Origin of the sequence: Ideonella alba (assembly GCF_018069875.1) — a bacterium.
GTDB classification, from domain to species: domain Bacteria; phylum Pseudomonadota; class Gammaproteobacteria; order Burkholderiales; family Burkholderiaceae_C; genus Ideonella; species Ideonella alba.
This window is the reverse complement of sequence record NZ_JAGQDF010000004.1, coordinates 36,631-54,353: the sequence shown is the minus strand read 5'-3', so window position 1 is coordinate 54,353 and position 17,723 is coordinate 36,631. Positions and strand designations below refer to the sequence as shown.

Sequence of the window (17,723 nt, the reverse complement as noted above, 5' to 3'; positions counted from 1 at the left end):
CGTGTCGATACTGGTGTCACCTCCCGACCTTGCCGGACACAGACGCTCGCCATGAGAAACAACGGACCCGTGACCCAGCAGGAGTACGCCTTCCCGAAGGGCGCCACCCTGGTGTCGGTGACCGACATCCAAGGTCGCATCACCTACTGCAATGGCCCCTTCATCGAGGTCAGCGGCTACAGCCGCGACGAGTTGATGGGCCAGCCGCACAACCTGGTTCGGCACCCGGACATGCCGGCCGAGGCCTTCCGGGACCTGTGGGCCACCGTGGAGCAGGGTCGGCCCTGGACGGCGCTGGTGAAGAACCGGCGCAAGAACGGCGACCACTACTGGGTGCGGGCCAACGTGACCCCGATGCTCAATGGCAGCGAGGTGGTGGGTTACCTGTCGGTGCGCAGCGAACCCAGCCGCGACGAGGTGCAGGCCGCCGAGGCCCTGTACCGGCAGATGCGTGACGAGGCCGCGCAAGGCCGCCTGGTCACCACCTTGCAGCATGGCCAGCTGCGCCGACTGACCCTGTCCGGCCGGTCCGGCGAATGGCTGGCGCGCGCCCGCGATGCGCTGGGCGGCATCAGCGGCAGCCTGCCGGTGCTGGCGGCCCTGGGTGGCGTCGGCCTGGCCCTGGTGCTGCCCGCCGGCTGGGCGCTGGCCGCCGCGCTGGTGCCGGGCGCCCTGGCGGCCTGGGGCACGGCGCGCCACACGCGCCGCGTGCTGACCGGGCTGACCGACGATGCCCAGCACCTGGCCGCCTGCGACCTGTCGCACACCCCGGCCACCGGCGCCCGAGGCACCCAGGGCCGGCTGCAACTGGCGCTGCGCCAGCTGGCCGTGAACCTGCGCACCGTGGTCTTCGACAGCCGGCGCGAGATGGACCATGTGCGCAGCTCGATCGGCGAGATCTCGGCGGGCAACCAGGACCTGTCGGCCCGCACCGAGTCGCAGGCCGCCAACCTGCAGCAGACCGCGGCATCGATGGAAGAGATCAATGGCGCCATCAAGCTGAGCGCCGAGTCCGCCCGGCGCGGCGCCGACCTGGCGGTGGACACCGCCCAGACCACCCGCGCCTGCGCCGAGGCCGTCGAGCAGGTGGTGGGCGACATGGATGAGATCCGCCGCGCCGCCGATGGCATGGGCGAGATCGTCCAGACCATCGAGGGCGTGGCCTTCCAGACCAACCTGCTGGCGCTCAATGCGGCGGTTGAAGCCGCGCGGGCCGGCGAATCGGGCCGCGGCTTCGCGGTGGTCGCCGCCGAGGTGCGCGTGCTGGCGCAACGCACCGCCGACGCGGTGCAGCAGATCCGCGGGTTGATTTCCGGCACCCAGGAGCGGGTGACGGTGGGCGTCAACCATGCCCGCGAGACCCGCGAACTGATGGCCCGTGCCCGTGACGCCGTGGGCGAGGTGGCGCAGGTGCTGGAACAGGTCAGCACCGCCGCTGCCGAACAGCAGCAGGGCGTCAGCCAGATCAACGAGGCCGTTTCGCAGATGGACGGCCTGACGCAGCAGAACGCGGCCATGGTCGAGCAACTGGCCGCCTCGGCCAACACGGTGTCGGCCCAGGCCGGCGCGGTGGTGGACACGATGCGCCTGTTCCGCCTGTCGGCCGACGAGCGCAGCGTCGCCCAGATCGACGCGGTGCAGCTGCGCCGCGAGGCCCGCGCCGCCGACAAGCAGGATTTTTCGCTCGACAAGGCGGTCCGCGCCCATGTGGAGTGGCGCACCAAGCTGCGCAACGCGGCGATGCAGGGCGAGCAGCTCGACATCCAGACCGTCTCGCGTGACGACGCCTGCCCGCTGGGCGGCTGGCTGCACGGCGAGGGCCGGCACCGCTGCGGCCAGCTGCCGTCCTTCACCGCGCTGGTGTCCGAGCATGCCGGCTTCCACCGGCAGGTGGGCGCCGTCGCCCGGCTGGTCAATGCCGGCCAGAGCGACCAGGCGATCGCGGCCATGGACGGCGGCACGCCCTTTGCCGAAGCCACCCAGTCCACGGTGCGCCTGATCCGGCAACTGATGCACGAGTGCGAGCAGCGTGGCCTCACCCAGATGCCCGCGGCCTCGGCCACCCGGTCCGCCGCGCCGGCGCCGGCACCGGTGGCCCGAGCGGCCCCCGCGCCGGCCCCTGCCGCGGCCAGCGCTGCCGACGGCGACTGGGAAACCTTCTGATCCCCTGACCGGGCCCCCAGTGGCCCGGGCCTGCGCGGCCCGACAATCGGGCCATGAACTCCGCTCCACCCACGATCGCGCCCTACCTGCGCGAGATCGGCCGCGGCAAGGAGGGCGCCCGCTCGCTGAGCCGCGCCCAGGCCGCCGACCTGATGGCCCGCCTGCTGGATGGCCGCGTCAGCGACCTCGAGAAGGGCGGCTTCGCGCTGGCCATGCGCATCAAGGGCGAGACGCCTGAGGAACTGGCCGGCTTCATGGACGCGGTCGAGCCGCGCACGCTGGCGCTGAGCGCGCCCGCCGCCGCGGTGGTGCTGCCCAGCTACAACGGCGCGCGCAAGCTGCCCAACCTGACCCCGCTGCTGGCCGCGCTGCTGGCCCGCGAAGGCGTGCCGGTGCTGGTGCACGGCTTTGCCGAGGACCCCACCCGCATCACCAGCGCCCAGGTCTTTGCCGCGCTGGGCTGGCCGCAGGCCGAGGATGCCGCGGCGGCGGCGCAGGCCTGGGCCGGCGGCCAGCCGGTGTTCATGCCGCTGGAGGCGCTGCACCCGTCGCTGGCCGAGCTGCTGAAGCTGCGCGCCGTGCTGGGCCTGCGCAACCCGGGCCACACCCTGGCCAAGCTGCTGCCGGCCCTGCCCGGTGCGGTGCGGGTGGTCAACCACACCCACCCCGAGTACGCGCTGAGCCTGTCGGAGTTCCTGGGCCAGACCGGCGCCACCGCGCTGCTGCTGCGCGGCACCGAGGGCGAGCCGGTGGCCGATGCGCGGCGACTGCCGGCGCTCAAGGCCTTTGTGCGTGGCCGGCTGGACGACGGCCTGTCGGTCGAGGCGCAGGGCGGCACGCTGGCCAGCCTGCCCGAGCTGCCGCCCGAGATCGACCCCGCCAGCACCGCCCGCACCATTGGCCGCATGCTGGCCGGCGAGCTGCCGGTGCCCGCGCCGATCGAGCGCCAGTGCCGCGTGCTGCAGGCGCTGCGCGCGCAGGCCTGATCAGCGCAGCGCCGGCAGCCACAGCGTGGCGGTGGTGCCCACACCCGGTTGGCTGCTGAGCTCGACGCTGCCGCCCTGGATCTCCATCAGCTCCTTGACGATGCTCATGCCCAGGCCGGTGCCGGGGATCGCGCCCGAGCTGTCGGCGCGGTAGAAGCGCTCGAAGACCCGGGCCACCTGCTCGGCGCTCATGCCGATGCCCTGGTCCACCACCCGCAGCCCGACGCGGCCGTCCGGGGCGTCGATCACCGACAGCCGGACCTCGCCGCCACCCGGCGAGTACTTGTAGGCGTTGGACAGCAGGTTGCGCAGCGCCTGCGCCAGCTTGGCGCGGTCGGCGCGCACCCGGCGCGGGCCGTCGGGCAGCGCCAGCAGCGGTGCCGCGCGGCCCTCGGGCAGGCCGAAGGCCTCGGCCACCTCGCGCGCCAGCGCCAGCGTGTCCACCTCGGTGAACTCGAAGTCCTGGCCGCGGCGGTCGTCGATGCGGGCCAGGTCCAGCAGCTCGTCGATGATCTGCGTCATCGCGCCGGCCTGGCGGTGGATGATGGCCAGCACCTCGGCGCGGCGCGTCTCGTTCATCGGCCGCAGGCGCAGCAGCTCGGAGAAACCGAAGATGCTGGCCATCGGCGTGCGCAGCTCGTGCGCGGCGTGCGACAGGAACTCGCTCTTCATGCGGTCCACCTCGCGTTCATGGGTGACATCGCGGAAGAACAGCAGCCGCGCCACCTCGCCGCTGCCGGACTCGCGCAGGCCCACCTCCAGTTCGCGGCCGGTGGCGGCCAGCGTGATCAGCTGGCGCAGCGGCCGATCGCCCGCCTGCTGCTGGGCGGCCTGCATGGCCACCACGCCGGGGAAGCTCTGCCCGGGCCGGCACGCGGCCGACAGCAGCGCCGAGAAGCGGGTCTCGTCGATGCCCACCACATCGGCCTCGGCCAGGCCGCTGAGCCCTGGAAAGGCCGGGCTGACCATCCGCACCAGGCCGGCCGAGTCGAAGGCCACGAAGCCGTCTGGGCTGAGGGCCAGGATGGCGTCGAGCTGCAGGTTGCGCTCGTGCAGCGAGGCGGCCATGCGCACCGTCTGCTCGTTGGCGCGGGTGAGCTGCTCGACCCGCTCGGCAATCGCACCGGACATGGCGTTGAAGGCGGCGCCCAGGCGGCCGACATCGTCGCGGCCCTCGGGCACCGGCTCGATCGCGAAATTGCCCGTCGCCACCTGCAGGCTGGCGCGGGTCAGGCGCGAGAGCTGGCGCGTGATCAGCAGGCCCAGCAGGCTCAGCAGGCCGGCCGACAGCAGCATCTCGCCCGCGGCGATCGCCACGCCCTGACTCAGCAGCTCGCCGCGCGCCTGCACGATGTGCGAGAGGTCCAGCCCGAAGCGCAGCGTGCCCAGGTGCTGGCCGGCCAGGTTGATCGGGCGCGCCACGTCGTAGCGCGGCAAGGTCTCCTGCAGGTCCAGCCGACGATCGGGCTCAGGCAGCGGCCGGCCCTCGGGCCAGCCGCTCAGCGCCACCTGGCGGCCGCTGTTGTCAAGCACGGCCACGTAGCTGATGCCGCGGATCGCCTGGCTTTCGTCGATCACCGCCTTGACGGTGGCGTAGTCGAGCTGCGCCAGCGGCGCCACCAGCGCCGCCACCAGCACCGGCGAGATCTGCTCGGCCTGGCGCTCGGCCTGGTCGCCCATGGATTCACGCAGCAGGCGCAGGCTGTTGCCGACCAGCATGGCCAGCATCACCATCTCCACCACCAGCGCGGTCACCACCAGGCGGCCGCGCAGCGTGCGCCAGGGCGCCAGGTCCATCAGCGCGCCTTCAGCTCGTTGCGCACCTCGTTGGCGTAGGGCTCCATCGCCACCAGCTCGCGGGGTTCCAGCGCGCGGTAGCCGCCCAGCTTGTAGCGTGCGAAGTAGGCCTTGGCCTCGGGCGTCTGGGCGAAGCTCCACAGCGCGTCGCTGATGGCGGCCTGGCTGCGGGCGTGGCGCTCGTTGAGCAGGTAGGTGCGGCCGGTCATCGGCAGGCTCTCGGCCAGGATGCGGGTCTGGTCGCGCACCGCGGCCGGCAGGTTCTGGTAGTTGGCCAGCGACATGTAGGCGGCGGCGCACTCGCCCTTGATCACCAGCTGGCCGGTGCTGTCCGAGGCGCTGACGTAGCGCATCGTCAGGTTGGGGATCGCGTTGCGGAAGGCCCAGTGCTCGCCCCACAGCGTGACCAGCGACGAGCGCGACAGGCCCACCACCGAGGTGCCGGCCAGGTCCCTGGGCTCGCGGTAGCGGCTGTCGGCGGCCACCACGGCCACCGCCTTGAAATCGGCCTTGTAGGTCAGCAGCGGCAGGTAGCGGGCATCGGTCTGCAGCAGCCGCGCCTGGTGGCCGGTGGTGATCGCGATGTCGTACTGCTGCGCCATCGCCCGGCGCGCGTACTCGGTGAAGTCAGGGGCGGTGACGATGTCCACCGGCCGCTGCAGCGCCTGCTCCAGGTGCAGACGCAGCGGCTGGTACATCTCCAGGATGACGCGCGCGCTGGAATGCGGCGCCACGCCGATGCGCAGCGGCCCCGGCGCCGCCGCTGGCGCGGCCAGCGCGGTGCCCAGCGGGCCCAGGGCCAGCAGGCCGGCAAGCAGGCGGACGAGGTGACGGCGGCTGGGCATGACGAATCTCCCGGACAGGCGTGAAGCCCGCGCGCAGGCGAGCGTGCGGCCATCCTAGGCGGCGGCCCTGGCCGCCAGGCATGAAAAAAGGCACCCGAAGGTGCCTCTTTTCCCCCGCGCCGAGCGGCGCTTGACGGTGGTCAATGGCCGTGGGCGATCTTCTCGCCGGCCTTCAGGCGGTAGACCGTGCCGCAGTAGGGGCAGCGGCCCTCGCCGTCGTGGCTGAGGTCCACATAGACCTTCGGGTGGGCGCTCCACTGGGTCATCTTGGGGTTGGGGCAGAAGACCACGCCGGGGCCCTGCAGGTCCTTGGCGCTGACTTCGACGACGCTCGCTTGTTCGCTCATGGTGGGCGTTCCTTGTGGGTTCAGACCAGGGTCAGCCAGTGGGCGTACTTCTCGTTGCGCCCGTTGACGATGTCGAAGAACGCGGCCTGGATCTTCTCGGTGATCGGGCCGCGGCTGCCGCTGCCGATCTCGATGCGGTCGAGTTCGCGGATGGGGGTGACTTCGGCGGCGGTGCCGGTGAAGAAGGCCTCGTCGGCGATGTAGACCTCGTCGCGGGTGATGCGCTTCTCCACCAGCTTCAGGCCCAGGTCCTGGCAGATGTGGAAGATGGTGTTGCGGGTGATGCCGTTGAGCGCACCGGCCGACAGGTCGGGGGTGTAGACCACGCCGTTCTTGATGACGAACAGGTTCTCGCCGGCGCCTTCGCTGACGAAGCCGGAGGCATCCAGCAGCATCGCCTCGTCGTAGCCGTCGTCGGTGGCTTCCATGTTGGCCAGGATGCTGTTGGTGTAGTTCGACACCGTCTTGGCCTGCGTCATCGTGATGTTGACGTGGTGGCGGGTGTAGCTGCTGATCTTCACGCGGATGCCGCGCTTCAAGCCTTCCTCGCCCAGGTAGGCGCCCCAGGCCCAGGCGGCGACCATCGCGTGGATCTGGTTGCCCTTGGGGCTGACGCCCAGCTTCTCGGAGCCGATCCAGACCAGCGGGCGCAGGTAGCAGCTCTCCAGGGCGTTCTCGCGCACCACGGCCTTCTGCGCCTCTTCCAGCTGCTCCACCGAGAACGGCACCTTCATGCGCAGGATCTTGGCCGAGTTCAGCAGGCGCTCGGTGTGCTCGCGCAGGCGGAAGATGGCCGTGCCCTTGGGCGTCTTGTAGGCGCGCACGCCCTCGAAGGCGCCGCAGCCGTAGTGCAGCGTGTGGGTCAGCACATGGATCTTCGCGTCGCGCCAATCCACCAGTTGGCCGTCCATCCAGATCTTGCCGTCGCGGTCTTCCATGCCCATGGCTCAATGTCCTTGTACGAAATCGGTCGAATCCGCGATTTTACGGTTCCGCGCGCCGCAGCTGCCACTCGGCCAGCCGGCCGCCGCGCAGCAGCAGCTCCACGCGGTCGCCGCCGGCGTCGGTCCAGGCGAAGCGTTCCTCGGGGGGCGGCGCCAGCGGCTCGCCCAGGCTGCCGGTCAGCGGCAGGATCTGCATCAGCGTCATCCCGGTCTGCAGCTGGCTGTGCAGCATCACCGCATTGGCCACCGCGCCCTTGGGCGCGGCACCGGCTTGGCGCAACACGCGCAGGCTGCGGCTGAACTGAAGCAGCAGCCAGAACACCACGACCGTGGCGCCCAGCAGCACGCCTTGCCAGCCCCATTGCCAGCCGCCCAGCGCCACTGCGGCGGCTGCCAGCGCCCATCCCACCCGCGGATTCATCCGGTCTCCTTCGTCACTGCCAGCCCCGGATTGTCCGGGATGCAGCTGGATACAGCCTGTGGCTTTCGCTGACTTCACGAACCCGGCGGGCGGCCGATGAAGCGCGCATGTCACAACAACGGGAGCCGCTCATGCTGGTGATGAACCGGATCGAGGACTGGCTGGATCATGTGGATCCGTGGAGCGTGCGCGAGGCCAGCGACCTGCTGCAGGCCGTGCTGCAAGGCGCCCCGGCGGGCATCTACGACTGCGCCTGCAGCCTGGACGGCGAGCGCTGGCTGGTCATGGCCGCGCATGCCGACGCGGTGCTGCGCCTGCCGGCCAGCGAACTGCCGGCGCTGGCCGCGTGCCTGAGCGAGCGCTTCGACCTGCCGGCCACCCGGATCCAGCAGGCCTGGTGGGCGCAGGCCGACCTGCATGAGGACCGCCTGGCGGCCAACGAATCGCGGCCCGCGCCGCTGTGGGACGCGCCCTACCCGGCGCTGCGCTCGAAGGCGTAGGCCCGCTCGACCTTGGCCACGCGCAGCTCGAACTGGCTGTACCACTGCTCGCGACCCAGGCGCCTCGCATCCGAGTGCTCGGCATGCAGGCGCCACTGCGCGATGTCCTCGGGCGAGCGCCAGTAGGACACGGTGATGCCGAAGCCCTGCGCATCGCGCGTGCTCTCCATGCCCAGGAAGCCTGGCTGCCGGCGGGCCAGATCGACCATGTGATCGGCCATTTCGGCATAGCCGGCGTCGCGGCCCTCGCGCTGGCTGGCGAAGATGACCGCCCAATACGGCGGCTTGAGTCCGGTCGCGAACGGGCCGGACAGGCTCGACGGGTTCGACATCACACCCCCCGTTTGAACAAGGCCAGGAAAGCCCCAGCGGCCACGAACAGGCCGCCGAAGCTGCGGTTCATCCAGCGGATCTGCGCCGGTGTGCGCAGCAGGCGCAGCACGCGCGAGGCCAGCGCGGCGTAGCCGGTCATCACCGTGAACTCGACCACGCCGAAGGTGGCCGCGATCACCGCGTACTGCGGACCCATCGGCAGCGCCGGGTCCAGGAACTGCGGCATCACCGCCAGCAGGAAGACCGTGCCCTTGGGGTTCAGCGCATTGACGCCCCAGCCGCGCAGCACCAGCTGGCCCCGGGTGGTGCCGGCCGCGCCCTCGCCGTCCGGTGCGCTGACCGGCGCCGCCGGCGAGCGCCACTGCTGCACGCCCAGCCACACCAGGTAGGCCACGCCCACCCACTTCAGCACCGCAAAGGCCAGCGCCGAGGTGGCCAGCAGCGCGCCCAGGCCCACGCCCACCACCAGCAGCTGCGTCCACACGCCCAGCGCCAGGCCGAAGGCAATCGCCTGACCGCGCCGGAAGCCGTGGTTCAGTCCCGCGCCCATCGCCGCCATCGCGCCGGGGCCGGGCGACAGGCTGATCGCGACGGTGGCCAGGAAGAAGGGGAGCCAGATGCTGAATGCCATGCCTGGAAGTGTAGGTCGCCACTGCCACAATCGTCCCATGAGCCGAGCCAAGACCATCTACACCTGCAGCGAATGCGGCGGCACCGCGCCGCGCTGGCTGGGCCAGTGCCCGGCCTGCAAGGCCTGGAACACGCTGGAGGAAACCGTGGCCGAGGCCGCCGGGCCGGCGAAGAACCGCTTCCAGGCGCTGGCCGCCTCGCAGCCGGTGGCCACACTCAGCGAGATCGAGGCCGCCGAGGTGGCGCGCACGCCCACCGGTCTGGAGGAGCTGGACCGGGTGCTGGGCGGCGGCATCGTCGAGGGCGGCGTGGTGCTGATCGGCGGCGATCCGGGCATCGGCAAGTCCACGCTGCTGCTGCAGGCGCTGGATGCCTTGTCCAGCCGGATGAAGGTGCTGTATGTCACCGGCGAGGAGTCCACCGCCCAGGTGGCGATGCGATCGCACCGGCTGGGCCTGGCGGGCACGCGGGTGCGGGTGCTGGCCGAGGTCGGGCTGGAGAAGATCCAGGCCACGATCGCCGCCGAGCAGCCGGCCTTCTGCGTGATCGACTCGATCCAGACGCTCTACTCCGACCAGCTCAGCAGCGCGCCCGGCTCGGTGGCCCAGGTGCGCGAGTGCGCGGCGCAGCTCACCCGCACCGCCAAGTCCGGCGGCTGCACCATGGTGCTGGTGGGCCATGTCACCAAGGAGGGCGCGCTGGCCGGCCCGCGGGTGCTGGAGCACATTGTCGACACGGTGCTGTACTTCGAGGGCGACACGCACAGCAGCTTCCGCCTGGTGCGGGCGATCAAGAACCGCTTCGGCGCGGTCAACGAGATCGGCGTCTTCGCGATGACCGAGAAGGGCCTCAAGGGCGTGGCCAACCCCAGCGCGATCTTCCTGTCCACCCACGCCCAGCCGGTGCCCGGCAGCTGCGTGCTGGTGACACTGGAGGGCACGCGGCCGCTGCTGGTGGAGATCCAGGCCCTGGTCGATGCCGGCGGCCCCAGCCCGCGCCGCCTGAGCGTGGGCCTGGAGCGCGACCGGCTGGCGATGCTGCTGGCGGTGCTGCACCGCCACGCGGGCGTGGCCTGCATGGACCAGGACGTGTTCGTCAACGCGGTGGGCGGCGTGCGCATCAGCGAGCCGGCGGCCGACCTGGCGGTGCTGCTGGCCATCCAGAGTTCCTTGCGCGGCCGCGCGCTGCCACGCGGCTTCATCGCCTTCGGCGAGGTCGGCCTGGCCGGCGAGGTGCGGCCGGCGCCGCGCGGGCAGGAGCGGCTGAAGGAGGCGGCCAAGCTGGGTTTCAGCGTGGCCGTGGTGCCGCAGGCGAATGCGCCCAAGAAGCCGATCGAGGGCCTGCGCATCGTGCCGGTGGAGCGCATCGAGCAGGCGATCGACGCGCTGCGCGAGCTGGCCACTTAGCGGAACACCACACCAGCCGCTGCGCGGCGTCGCCACCCCCGAGGGGGCTGCGGCCACCTTGGGGCGGCCTCCAGCTCAGCGGCCGCTGCGTCGCAGCAGGTCCCACAGCAGCGCGCCGCTGACCGTGGCCAGGGCCGCGGGGTGGCTGGCCAGCAGGTCGGACAAGGAGGTCAGCGCCTCGGGCGTGCGCTCCTGCAGGTAGGCGACCAGCTGGAAGACATGGTCGGCACTGACCGCGGCAGTGTCTTCGGCGGTGACCTGCAGGCGCTGCCAGCCGTGGCGATGGCGCAGGGCGGCGAACACGCCATCGGCCACGGCCACCAGACCCAGCACGCCCATCGGGCGCAGCAGGCGCTCGAGCAGCTGCACGCGCAGGCCGGCGTGGGCATCGCGGTACAGGCCGGCCACCCACAGGGGCACCAGGGCGCGGTTGCCCACCGGCGACAGGGAGGAGGGGTTGCTCATCAGGAACCTCCTTTCAAGGCAGGCCGCGATGATGACCGCCGCACGTGACGCGCGTGTGAAGCCTGGTGACGAATTGTGGGCCGGCGCTCAGCCGCGGGGGCGGCGCCAGTGGCGGCGCAGCGCCAGCAGCAGCATCACCACGCCCACGGCCACCAGGCCCAGCGCCAGCAGCGCCGCGGCGCGCAAGAGCGGGTTGTTGAAGTCCTCGCCGCCGCGGTAGTCCATCACGTGCAGGCGCCAGAAGAAGTCGTACAGCACCCAGGCGTCGTTGCGCGCGGCCAGCAGCTCGCCGCTGCGGGCGTCCAGGTAGAAGCGGGTGGACAGCGTGTCGTCGAAGCGCGCCACCCACACCTCGCGCCGCTCGCCCAGCTCGCGCACGATGCCCCAGCGCGGGCCCACCTCGGCCAGCCGCTCGACCGCCTGCAGCCGGCCGTCGCCGCGGTAGCGCTGCTGGGCATAGCGGGCGATCGCGGTGGCGTCGGGCGCGGCCAGCGGCGCGCCCTGCGCATCCAGCCAGTGTTCGCCCTGGGCGGTGCGCAGCTTCCAGGCCGGACCCGCGGCGGTGGACACGCTGCTCAACGCCAGCACCGGCGTGTCGGGCAGCTGGGCCCGCGCCAGCGCCTGGGGCCACTGCGACGGCAGCGGCTCGGTGGCCGGCGCCAGCACATCGCCCGCCTTGACCCAGGCCTGGAAGGGCACCCACGCGAACAGCACCCCGCCCACCACCCAGGCCAGCACCTGCCAGGCCACCAGGTAGCCCAGCCAGCGGTGCCAGCGGAACAGGCGGGGGGACCAGCGGGTGGCCATGGCGTTTCAGCGCGCGCGCATCTGGCCGCGCACCAGGCTGCGGGCCAGTTCGCCCACGCGGCGCAGCGCGGCCGGGTGGCCGGCGCGCCAGTCGGCCCCCACGCCGATGCGCAGGCAGTTGCGAAAGCGCGCGTGCGCGCTGAACAGCGAGCCCGGCGCGACCAGGATGTTCTCGGCCTGCGCCGCCTGCTGCACCGCCTGGGCATCCACGCCCGCCGGCAGCTCCACCCACAGCAGGAAGCCACCGGGCGGGTCGCTGACCCGGGTGCCGGCCGGAAAGTGCTCGGCAATCAAGGCCCGCGCCTGCTCCAGGCGGCGCGCTGCCTCGCTGCGCAGCTGGCGCATCAGCGCCTGGTGGCCGGCCTGGGTCAGCAGATCGGCCAGTGCCAGCTCCAGCACCGCGGTCTGCGCGCCGTGCAGGCTCTTGAGGCGCTGCAGCGGCTCGGTCCAGCGCCCGGCCTCCACCCAGCCCAGGCGCAGGCCCGGCGCCACGGTCTTGGAAAAGGAGTCGCACAGCATCACATGGCCGCTGCTGTCGTAGCTCTTGACGCTGCGGCGCAGGGTGTCGCTGAGCACCAGGTCGCTGTAGACCGCGTCCTCGATCACCGCGATGTCGTGCCGCGTGGCCAGGGCCGCCAGGCGCTGGCGCTCGGCCAGCGGCATGCAGCTGCCCAGCGGGTTGGACAGCGTGGGCACCACCAGCACGGCGCGCACCGGCTGGGTGTCCAGCGCCAGCTGCAGCGCGTCCAGCGACAGGCCGTGGCGCGGGTGGGTGGGAATCTCCAGCGCCTTCAGGTGCAGGCCCTGCAGCAGCTCCAGGAAGGAGTAGTGGGTGGGTGATTCGATCGCCACCACATCGCCCGGCCGGGTGACGGTGCGCAGGCACAGGCTGACCGCGTCCATGCAGCCGGCGGTGATGGTGATGCGCTCGGGGTCGAGGCTGCAACCCAGCGTCAGCGCATAGCGGGCCAGCGCCTGGCGCGCCTCGGGGTGGCCGTGGGCGCCGGGGTACTGGCACAGCAGCGCGCGCTGGCGCTGCACGGTGCGCACCAGGGTGCGGCGCACGCGGTCGGCGTCCAGCAGGCTGGCGTCGGGCGTGCCGCTGCTGAAACTGACCACGCCCTGCGCCGCCACCGGGCCCAGCAGGCGCCGACCCAGCGCGTCGTCCACGCACACCGCCTGCGGCTTTCGGGTGGCGCGGGCGATCGTGGGCTCGGGCAGCTGCACGCTGCGCGGACCGCGCACGAAGAAACCGGCGCGCGGCCGCGCCTCGATCAGCTGCGTGTCCTCCAGCCAGCGGTAGGCCTGCACCGCCGTGCCGATCGCCACGCCGTGCTGGCGGGCGGTCTCACGCACCGATGGCAGGCGCTGCCCGCGCGCCAGGCTGCCCTGGCGCATCGCATCGGCCAGGCCGTGGGCGATGCGCAGGTACTGGGTGCCGGGGTCGGTGGCGGGCGCGTCCATGCCGCATTCTGTACCGGTGGGCGGCAGGCCGACTGGTACAGCAGCCCCGCAGGGCGGCTGGTACAGCGCCGCGCGGTGCGCAGTCTGTACCAGTGCGGTCCGCGCGCTGCTGTGGCTGTCGCCGCGGGGCCGGGGCCCTCAGCATGCAGGCCATGAACACCGCCACCCCGCTGCTTGAACGCCCCTCGGCCGGCACCGCCGGCGAGGATCTCCACCTCGCGCCGCTGAACGGCCCGCACGGCCGCGTGCGCAGCCTGGACTGCGTGGCCGGCCCGCACCAGCTGCGCGTGCTGCAGGGCCGCGTCTGGCTGACCATCGAAGGCCAGCCCGCGGACCATGTGCTGTCGGCTGGTCAGGGCTGCGACCTCGTCGGCCCGGCGCGCCTGCACCTGAGTGCCGAGGGCGCGCGCAGCGCGCGCGTCACGCTGCGGCCCCGGGACCGCTAGAGTCGGGGCCATGCGCCCCTCACTCACCGCATCAACGCCGCCCTCCCCGCCGGCTGGTGGTGCCCGCTGCGCATGACGCGCGTGCTGGGCCTGCTGCTGCTGGCCGCGGTGGTCAGCGTGGGGCTGCTTGGCCTGGGCTGGGCGATCGCCGGCTCCATCGGCCTGGTGGCGGCCACGCCGCTGGTGGCGCTGGTGGTCACGCTGCCGCTGCAGAACGCCCTGAGCCAGGCGGCGCTGGAAACCACCCGCCTGGCCACCGCCCACGCGCTGCGCGGCAAGCGCGCGTACCGCGGCCGCCTGATCGGCGTGATCGAGGACGAAGACGGCCACTGGTGGCTGCACGTGGCCGATCTGCGCCGGGTGCTGGACGGCCTGCCCGACACCACCCGCCTGCTGGCCGCCACCCGCGGCCGCAGCACGCCCGACACCTGGCGCCTGGACGCCCATGTGCGCGCCGACGCGCTGATCGAGCTGCTGGACGCCGCCCACGCCCGGCCGACGCGGCAGTTCACGCAGTGGCTGCGCCAGGAGATGGCCGCCGACGCCCGCCGGCGCGAGCGCGCGGGAACGGCCGGGCCGCGATAATCAGGGGTTGGCCGCCGCCCGGTGGCCCCCGACCGATACCCGCCCCGATGTCCGCCGAACTCGCCGAGCAGGTGCGCCAGCGCCGCACCTTCGCCATCATCTCCCACCCCGACGCGGGCAAGACCACGCTGACGGAAAAGCTGCTGCTGTTCTCGGGCGCGATCCAGATCGCCGGCTCGGTCAAGGCCCGCAAGGCCACGCGCCACGCCACCTCGGACTGGATGGAGATCGAGAAGCAGCGCGGCATCTCGGTGGCCTCCTCGGTCATGCAGATGGAGTACCGCGGCTGCACCATCAACCTGCTCGACACCCCCGGCCACCAGGACTTCTCGGAAGACACCTACCGCGTGCTGACCGCGGTGGACGCGGCGCTGATGGTGATCGACGCGGCCAACGGTGTGGAGCCGCAGACCCGCCGCCTGCTGCAGGTCTGCCGCGCGCGCAACACGCCCATCCTCACCTTCGTCAACAAGATGGACCGCGAGGTGCAGGAGCCGCTGGCGCTGATGGACGAGATCGAGCGCGAGCTGGGCATGACCGTGGTGCCCTTCACCTGGCCGGTGGGCATGGCCAAGTTCTTCGGTGGCGTGCTGGACCTGCGCAAGGACCAGATGCGCGTCTTCAGCCCCGGCGAGGACCGCGTGGCGGGCACCGAGGAGATCGTCGACGGCCTGGCCAACCCGGTGCTGAACGCGCGCTTCGGTGACGTGTACGAGCAGGCCGCCGGCGAGATCGAGCTGGTGCGCGAAGCCGCCCCCGCCTTTGACGAGGCCGAGTTCCTGGCCGGTCGCCAGACGCCGATGTTCTTCGGCTCGGCGGTCAACAACTTCGGCGTGCAGGAGGTGCTGGACGCGCTGGTCGACCTGGCGCCGCCGCCGGGCCCGCGACCGGCGATCCAGCGCACGGTGGAGCCCGACGAGGGCAAGTTCACCGGCGTGGTCTTCAAGATCCAGGCCAACATGGACCCGGCGCACCGTGACCGCATCGCCTTCCTGCGCGTGGCCAGCGGCAAATTCAGCCGCGGCATGAACCTCAAGGTGGTGCGCAGCGGCAAGACCTTGCGGCCCAACACCGTGGTCACCTTCATGAGCCAGAAGCGCGAGCTGCTGGACGAGGCCTTCGCCGGCGACATCATCGGCATCCCCAACCACGGCGTACTGCAGTTGGGCGACACCCTGACCGAGGGCGAAGCCCTGCAGTTCACCGGCCTGCCCTTCTTCGCGCCCGAGCTGTTCCGCTCGGTGGAAGTGGCCGACCCGCTGAAGACCAAGCAACTGCGCGCCGGCCTGACCCAGCTGGGCGAGGAAGGCGCGATCCAGGTCTTCCGCCCGATGGCCGGCAGCGTGCTGCTGCTGGGCGCCGTGGGCCAGCTGCAGTTCGAAGTGGTGGCGCACCGCCTGGAGCACGAATACGGCGTGAAGGCCCGCATCATGCCCGCGCGCTACAACGTGGCGCGCTGGGTGACCTGCGAGGAAGCCGACGGCGGCGAGAAGGAATTGAAGCGCTTCATCGACGCCAACAGCCACCGCCTGGCGCTGGACGCGGTGGACGCGCCCACGCTGCTGCTGGAATACGCGGGCGAGCTGCGGGCGATCCAGGAGAACTGGCCGAAGATCAAATTCCACGCGCTGCGCGAGCATGCGGGGCTGGTGTTTCAGCAGCGGATGGGGGACTGAACCCCCGGGGCCGATCTGCTCAGTGACTGAACGCGCGCAACCAGCCGATCATGTGTTCGTGCATGTCGGTCACCAGCGTCCCCATCTGGGCCTTGAAGAACTTGACCACGGCCGCCGGATCCTCCTCGCGCCGCTTCTTCATCGCCGCGACGATCCCCAGGGGATTGGACTTGGCGTGGCCATCGATCGTCACCGGATTGCCGTCCTCGTCGCGGACCACGTTGGTCCCCAGGTTGCGTGTGTAGTACGGCACCTCGCCAGCGCGCAGGGCTTTCCAGGCGCCCGCGGCGACGATCAGATTGCGGATCGTCGGTAGCGGCGTCGACGTGCCTCCCTTGAGCGGCACCAGCAGGGCGCCGTTGCGGTGTGCCAATTCTTCGTCGATGTAACGGGTCCAGCTGTCCAGTGTCGCCGGTGTGTCGCCCGCCAGCAGCGGGTAGTTGTCGCGCTGGGCCGTGGGGATGAGGTTGTTGAATTCGGCCGTGGCAATCGGCACGAATCGAGCCGTCAACTTGCCAAGGTTCTTCTCGAGCTCGCTGAGGTCAGGCCCCTTGCCCGGGTCGCTCATCCGACCGATCACATCCGAGAAGCCCTTGAACAGGGCGTTGAGAGCCTCTGGCGTGGTCGGCAAGGTGGTGATCTTGCCGTCCTGGATGTCGCGCTCAATGGTCTTGCGGATGCCCTCGAGCGACTTGGTCCAGAGCTGATCGGCCCATCCGCCCTTCTTGCACTTCTGCGGATCGACCTTGTCGTCCTCCTCCGGGTTCTTTTTGGGCGCAAGGTAGTCGGTGTTGAGCACGAACAGGCCCGTCGTCGCCTCCATGTCGATCACCTGCAACGAATTCTTCTTCAGCAGCACGTTCTCCTGGTGGACGTCATCGAGTCCGACGTAATAGGACATCGCCATGGCACCACCCATGCTGGCGTAGATGTCCAGCACGTCGTCCTTGCCGGTGGGGCCACCGCCGGTGTCCACGAACTCCATGTAGCCGCGCCCGGTGTCCTCTGGCGGGACATCCTTGGTCATGATCGGCACGATGCGATAGGTGTCCACGCCTTCCAGCTTGGACGCCACGCCGTCGGAGCCGAACAGCATGGCGTCGATGGCCAGACTGCTTGGCTTGTAGACGACCTTCTTCTCCTTGCCGCCGTCGATGAAGCGCAGGATCAGCACCTGCTTGCCGCCCTTGTGGAAATCACTGCCGGTGAAACGGATGCCGGCCAGTGTTGCCGTCGGGCCCAGCAGGCCGCTGGACTTCATCTCGGCCAGATCCTTGGTGATGTTCTTGGACACATTGTTGCGGACCTCGTTGATGGCCTGCTCCCAGATGCTGCCATCGATGACGCCTGAGTCGACGCCCAGCTTGGTGTCCTTGACCGCACTGATGACCAGGGAGTCCAGGCCGTCGATCGCCACCCCGAGGTCGGAACCCATGGTCTTGACCTTGCTCACCAGGTCGTTGATGTAGTCGAACTTGTTCTGCGTCAGCGTGGCACCGTGAAGCGTGCCCATGTCGTCCTTGACGAACTCGTCGTCAACCCGCACGCCGGGTACCCCGGCCATGGTCTTGACCAGGGACACCTTGGGCGGGCCGACGCTGATGTCCTGGGACCGCACCACCGTGTCCGCCAGGTTCTTGTTGAGATCATCCAGCAGTTGTCCGTACTTGGCGTTGAGTTTGCGGTCCTCCTTGGCGCGGGCGATCTTCAGGCGCAGATCCAGCACCTTCTGGAGGCGCTCCGGTGGCGGGCTGTTCTCGATGTCGTCAAGGTCGGACGCGATGGAGGCCAGGCGGGTCTGGCTCAGGAAGATGTTCTTGGTGGCGGCCCAGCGGATCTTGGGGTTGACCTGCTCGGCCCCCATCTTGAAGGCCGCCTTGAACTGGCTGATCGACATGACCATGGTGG

Annotated in this window: 18 protein-coding genes; 7 read left to right on the top strand and 11 right to left on the bottom strand. The window is 71.1% G+C overall.

The features are described from left to right. Positions 1–51 precede the first annotated feature (51 nt). Complete coding sequence (locus KAK07_RS07625; RefSeq protein ID WP_210859990.1) at positions 52–2,163, top strand: methyl-accepting chemotaxis protein; 2,112 nt, start codon at positions 52–54, stop codon at positions 2,161–2,163. A 53-nt stretch (positions 2,164–2,216) separates the two neighbouring features. Next, positions 2,217–3,149 carry a DNA-binding protein YbiB gene (ybiB, locus tag KAK07_RS07620; protein WP_210859988.1) on the top strand — a complete coding sequence of 311 codons (933 nt, stop codon included), beginning with the start codon at positions 2,217–2,219 and terminating at the stop codon, positions 3,147–3,149. Here the strand turns inward: ybiB and KAK07_RS07615 are convergent, their stop codons facing one another. The 5 genes from KAK07_RS07615 to KAK07_RS07595 all read right to left on the bottom strand — a co-directional run bounded on the left by KAK07_RS07615 (position 3,150) and on the right by KAK07_RS07595 (position 7,503). After that, positions 3,150–4,946, bottom strand: a complete 1,797-nt coding sequence (locus KAK07_RS07615) for a sensor histidine kinase (RefSeq protein ID WP_210852574.1) — start codon at positions 4,944–4,946, stop codon at positions 3,150–3,152. Beyond that, positions 4,946–5,791 (bottom strand): phosphate/phosphite/phosphonate ABC transporter substrate-binding protein, encoded by an 846-nt coding sequence (locus KAK07_RS07610; protein WP_210859987.1) that lies wholly within the window; start codon positions 5,789–5,791, stop codon positions 4,946–4,948. Before KAK07_RS07610 ends, KAK07_RS07615 begins: the two co-directional genes overlap by 1 nt. Positions 5,792–5,931: 140 nt before the next feature. Then, entirely contained in the window at positions 5,932–6,138 is a 207-nt protein-coding gene (locus KAK07_RS07605; RefSeq protein ID WP_210852570.1) for a zinc-finger domain-containing protein, read from the bottom strand. Between the two features lie 20 nt (positions 6,139–6,158). Beyond that, positions 6,159–7,082, bottom strand: coding sequence for a branched-chain amino acid transaminase (locus KAK07_RS07600; RefSeq protein WP_210852568.1), 924 nt, complete (start codon positions 7,080–7,082; stop codon positions 6,159–6,161). Between the two features lie 40 nt (positions 7,083–7,122). Further along, entirely contained in the window at positions 7,123–7,503 is a 381-nt protein-coding gene (locus KAK07_RS07595) for a hypothetical protein (RefSeq protein WP_210852566.1), read from the bottom strand. A 131-nt stretch (positions 7,504–7,634) separates the two neighbouring features. Between KAK07_RS07595 and KAK07_RS07590 the strand changes: the two genes are divergently transcribed. Then, positions 7,635–8,003, top strand: a complete 369-nt coding sequence (locus tag KAK07_RS07590) for a hypothetical protein (RefSeq protein ID WP_210859985.1) — start codon at positions 7,635–7,637, stop codon at positions 8,001–8,003. Here the strand turns inward: KAK07_RS07590 and KAK07_RS07585 are convergent. Both KAK07_RS07585 and KAK07_RS07580 read right to left on the bottom strand, forming a co-directional pair. Beyond that, positions 7,976–8,335, bottom strand: a complete 360-nt coding sequence (locus KAK07_RS07585) for an antibiotic biosynthesis monooxygenase family protein (RefSeq protein WP_210852562.1) — start codon at positions 8,333–8,335, stop codon at positions 7,976–7,978. The genes KAK07_RS07590 and KAK07_RS07585 overlap by 28 nt on opposite strands. After that, on the bottom strand, positions 8,335–8,967 hold the full coding sequence (locus tag KAK07_RS07580; RefSeq protein WP_210859983.1) for a LysE family transporter: 633 nt from the start codon (positions 8,965–8,967) through the stop codon (positions 8,335–8,337). The genes KAK07_RS07585 and KAK07_RS07580 overlap by 1 nt, the downstream gene beginning before the upstream one ends. Before the next feature lie 37 nt (positions 8,968–9,004). Between KAK07_RS07580 and radA the strand changes: the two genes are divergently transcribed. Beyond that, positions 9,005–10,372 (top strand): DNA repair protein RadA, encoded by a 1,368-nt coding sequence (radA, locus tag KAK07_RS07575; protein ID WP_210859981.1) that lies wholly within the window; start codon positions 9,005–9,007, stop codon positions 10,370–10,372. 75 nt (positions 10,373–10,447) lie between these two features. Here radA and KAK07_RS07570 read toward each other — a convergent pair whose 3' ends face one another. The 3 genes from KAK07_RS07570 to KAK07_RS07560 form a co-directional block, all read right to left on the bottom strand. After that, positions 10,448–10,837 (bottom strand): hypothetical protein, encoded by a 390-nt coding sequence (locus KAK07_RS07570; protein ID WP_210852556.1) that lies wholly within the window; start codon positions 10,835–10,837, stop codon positions 10,448–10,450. 87 nt (positions 10,838–10,924) lie between these two features. Next, entirely contained in the window at positions 10,925–11,644 is a 720-nt protein-coding gene (locus KAK07_RS07565; RefSeq protein ID WP_210859979.1) for a PepSY domain-containing protein, read from the bottom strand. Positions 11,645–11,650: 6 nt separating this feature from the next. Further along, entirely contained in the window at positions 11,651–13,108 is a 1,458-nt protein-coding gene (locus tag KAK07_RS07560) for an aminotransferase-like domain-containing protein (protein WP_210859976.1), read from the bottom strand. 152 nt (positions 13,109–13,260) lie between these two features. Between KAK07_RS07560 and KAK07_RS07555 the strand changes: the two genes are divergently transcribed. The 3 genes from KAK07_RS07555 (at position 13,261) to KAK07_RS07545 (ending at position 15,815) form a co-directional block, all read left to right on the top strand. Then, positions 13,261–13,554 (top strand): DUF2917 domain-containing protein, encoded by a 294-nt coding sequence (locus KAK07_RS07555; protein WP_210852550.1) that lies wholly within the window; start codon positions 13,261–13,263, stop codon positions 13,552–13,554. Between the two features lie 72 nt (positions 13,555–13,626). After that, entirely contained in the window at positions 13,627–14,139 is a 513-nt protein-coding gene (locus KAK07_RS07550; protein ID WP_210859974.1) for a hypothetical protein, read from the top strand. A 47-nt stretch (positions 14,140–14,186) separates the two neighbouring features. After that, positions 14,187–15,815 carry a peptide chain release factor 3 gene (locus KAK07_RS07545; RefSeq protein ID WP_210859972.1) on the top strand — a complete coding sequence of 543 codons (1,629 nt, stop codon included), beginning with the start codon at positions 14,187–14,189 and terminating at the stop codon, positions 15,813–15,815. Positions 15,816–15,834: 19 nt separating this feature from the next. Here KAK07_RS07545 and KAK07_RS07540 read toward each other — a convergent pair whose 3' ends face one another. After that, positions 15,835–17,718 (bottom strand): DUF4135 domain-containing protein, encoded by a 1,884-nt coding sequence (locus KAK07_RS07540; RefSeq protein WP_210859970.1) that lies wholly within the window; start codon positions 17,716–17,718, stop codon positions 15,835–15,837. Positions 17,719–17,723 lie beyond the last annotated feature (5 nt).